Raw genomic sequence first — 2,972 nt, 5'->3', positions numbered from 1 at the left:
TGTGTATAAGAGACAGTTTGAGTTTTGCACAGATTCATTTCCGTCTTTTTTATCAATCTCCAATATAATTTCGCTAATAGTACTATCTATAAAATCATAAATTTGATTTGGTTCTTGAGGAATATATTTATTCATATTTTTTCCTTAAAATACTTTAATTTTATCAAAAACGATTTAGCATAAAACTATAATAAATTTTTACGCCCTATCTTTAAATTTAGCGAGCCTATCTCGAAGCTCTTTTGAAAGTGTAAATTGCGAAAGCTCATATCTATCAAAAATAACGATCATGTCATCGCCAAGTGCCTGAACTAGCCCGAAACACGCATCTCTATCTAGGCGATTTTTTCTAAATTTAACACTTAGAGCATCAACCTTTTTCTTATCGCCAAAGCTTTTAATGGCGATCTCATCGATATCTTTGAAGAAAAATTTGATATTTTTTGAGCCTTTTGTGATGACAAATCCATCATCATCTATCTCAAAAAAGTTGTTTTGCAAAATTTTTCTCACGCAAAAAAATGTTGAAAGTGCGCCTACAACGAGCCCAAAAAGACTTGGCGTGCCAAGACCAAGATAAAAGTAGCCAACGATACTAAAGACAAAGAGCCCAAGCCCAAAGGCAAGCGCCCAAAAAACATCTTTTTTACTCTCTTTAGTTGTCATTTTTGCCCTTTTATGCCAAAAGTCCGGCGCCATTTATCGCCTGGCTACGCTCTTTGGCGTAAATTCTCTCGCCATTTATCACGTCGTATTTCCAGATCGGCGCATTTGCCTTAAAGTCCTCGACAAATTCGTTTATAAGCCTTAGCGCGACCTTTCTTTGAGGGCTTACTACACCTGCTACATAAGAGCTCGTATGCACCGGCACATCGCCTTTTGAGTGAGCAAAAAGCACGTAGGCATTTTCTTTTTTGGCTCGCTCCTGCCAAGCATCTAGCCATTTTTTAAGGATCGGCTCATAGATATCAAAGCTAAGCGCCGAAATCCCGCCCTCTTCGCGCACTATGCCAACAAATGTAATGAGCGCGCCGCAGTTTTTATCCTTAAACCTATCATACCACTCGTTTGTGATGCTTTGAACGTCCAAGCTTCCATTATAAATTTGCATCTTAGCCTCCGCAAACTGGTGGCAAGATAGAAATTTTATCGCCTGATTTAAGAGCGAAATTTATATCGCTCACGATCTCGTCATTTACAGCCACGGCGCAGATATTTAGCCACTTTTTAAGCTCCTCTTTCTCGCTTAAAGCTGCTTTTACCTCGCCTAAATTTTTTGCTTCTACTTTTATACTCTCAAGCCCGATAGGCCCAAGAAATTCGATCTCTACCACATTTTATCCTTTGAAATTTTTGCTGATTTTACTTAAAAATAAATTTAGATATACTTATTTGAAAATTTACAAAAGAGAAAGCAAATGAACGAAATTTTAAAAAGCATAAAAACCCCAGCCTACGTCTGCGAAGAGGCAAAAGTACGTAAAAATTTGGAGCTTTTAAAGTATGTAAAAGAGCAAAGCGGAGCTAAAATTTTAGTAGCTCTTAAAGGCTTTGCATTTAGCGGCGTGATGGATATGGTGGGCTCATACCTTGACGGAGCGACTTGCAGTGGGCTTCATGAGGCCAAATTTGCGAGTGAGTACGTAAAAGGCGAGATACACACGTATAGTCCAGCCTTTAAAGATGAGGATTTTGATGAAATTTTAAAAATTTCAAAGCACATCACATTTAACTCTTTTGCGCAGTGGCAAAAATTCAAGGGTATTGCCCTGCAAAATGGCATCATCTGCGGCCTGCGGGTCAATCCTGAAGTCTCGCTAGCCCCAACTGATAGCTACAATCCATGCGGTAAATTTAGCAGGCTTGGCATTACAAGGGCAAATTTTAGGCCAGAGCTTCTTGATGGCATCACTGGGCTTCATTTTCACGCACTTTGCGAGGAGAGTGCGAGCAGCTTGCAGGTCGTGCTAGAGGCGTTTGAGGAGAAATTTGGCGAGTTTATACCAAAGATGAAGTGGATAAATATGGGCGGCGGCCACCACATCACGAGAGCCGACTACGACGTGGAGCTGCTTATAAATATCATCAGACGCTTCCGCGAGAAGTACGGCGTAGAGGTCTATCTGGAGCCTGGCGAGGCCGTGGGCTGGCAGACTGGCTTTTTGATAAGTAGCGTGCTTGACATCGTGCATAACGAGAGAGATATCGCCATCCTTGACACCTCAGCCGAGGCGCACATGCCAGATACTGTGCTAATGCCCTACCGACCGGCCGTTAGGGGCGAGAGCGAAAATGGCAAATTTGCTTATAGATTTGGCGGCAATACCTGCCTAGCTGGCGATATCGTGGGGCTTGAGGCGGGCGATGCGGAGTATAAATTTGATAGTGAGCTAAAAATCGGCGACCGCATAATATTTGAAGATCAAATCCACTACACCATCGTGAAAAATACGACATTTAACGGCATAAAACTGCCTGATCTTCTTCTTTTAAAAGAAAATGGCGAGATCAATATGATTAGAGAGTTAGGCTACGAAGAGTATAAGCGCAGAAACTAGGCTGAAATTTATTTTTTGAAGGTAAATTTGGTTTTTTAAATTTAGGTCAAATTTATCTAGCTTGCAAATTTCGCCAAAATGCCTTTAAACTGCCGCCTAAATTTAAGCTCTAAAACTTTTTAGATTTGTATTTGTTATGAAAAGATGGGCTAAATTTAATTTCTACAAATTTAACTTGGTGGTATTTTTGACAAAGATATTTTTATTTTAAAATTTAAACTCGTCGAATTTGGCGAATTTCTAGCTAGTTCTGTGAGCTACAAACTACTTTAAATTTATTCTCTACAAATTTTATCTTGACGCTTCTTGCTAAAGATATTTTGCTTGCTATCTTTTTAAATTTAAAATCGAAATTTGATCGCTAAATTTAGTAATTTTCTGACTTTATCTAGAATTTTAAAATTTAATACCCAT

The 2,972-nt window shown here is 39.2% G+C and carries 4 protein-coding genes; 1 reads left to right on the top strand and 3 read right to left on the bottom strand.

The genetic code is table 11. The features are described 5' to 3' along the window. Positions 1-198: 198 nt before the first annotated feature. The 3 genes from Q0296_RS05775 to Q0296_RS05765 are packed head-to-tail and all read right to left on the bottom strand — an operon-like array spanning position 199 to position 1,334. Positions 199-666: a molybdate transport repressor gene (locus tag Q0296_RS05775; protein WP_298037885.1), complete on the bottom strand. Its 468-nt coding sequence runs from the start codon at positions 664-666 to the stop codon at positions 199-201. Positions 667-676: 10 nt separating this feature from the next. Beyond that, positions 677-1,111, bottom strand: coding sequence for a molybdenum cofactor biosynthesis protein MoaE (locus tag Q0296_RS05770; protein WP_103599562.1), 435 nt, complete (start codon positions 1,109-1,111; stop codon positions 677-679). Position 1,112: 1 nt separating this feature from the next. After that, a complete protein-coding gene (locus Q0296_RS05765; protein WP_002941462.1) occupies positions 1,113-1,334 on the bottom strand; it encodes a MoaD/ThiS family protein in 222 nt (73 codons plus the stop codon). Between the two features lie 84 nt (positions 1,335-1,418). On the opposite strand from Q0296_RS05765, the gene nspC reads away from it, so the two are divergent. Next, complete coding sequence (nspC, locus tag Q0296_RS05760) at positions 1,419-2,558, top strand: carboxynorspermidine decarboxylase (RefSeq protein ID WP_298037872.1); 1,140 nt, start codon at positions 1,419-1,421, stop codon at positions 2,556-2,558. The last annotated feature ends 414 nt before the right edge of the window (positions 2,559-2,972 follow it).

The sequence above is a fragment of the uncultured Campylobacter sp. genome, from assembly GCF_937890585.1.
Classification (GTDB): Bacteria; Campylobacterota; Campylobacteria; order Campylobacterales; family Campylobacteraceae; genus Campylobacter_A.
The sequence above is the reverse complement of the archived record's forward strand: the minus strand, read 5'-3'. Positions and strand labels throughout refer to the sequence as shown.

Coding starts and splice junctions, on each gene's coding strand:
- Q0296_RS05775 (WP_298037885.1), bottom strand. CDS start 666: ATGACAACTAAAGAGAGTAAAAAAGATGTTTTTTGGGCGCTTGCCTTT.
- Q0296_RS05770 (WP_103599562.1), bottom strand. CDS start 1,111: ATGCAAATTTATAATGGAAGCTTGGACGTTCAAAGCATCACAAACGAG.
- nspC (WP_298037872.1), top strand. CDS start 1,419: ATGAACGAAATTTTAAAAAGCATAAAAACCCCAGCCTACGTCTGCGAA.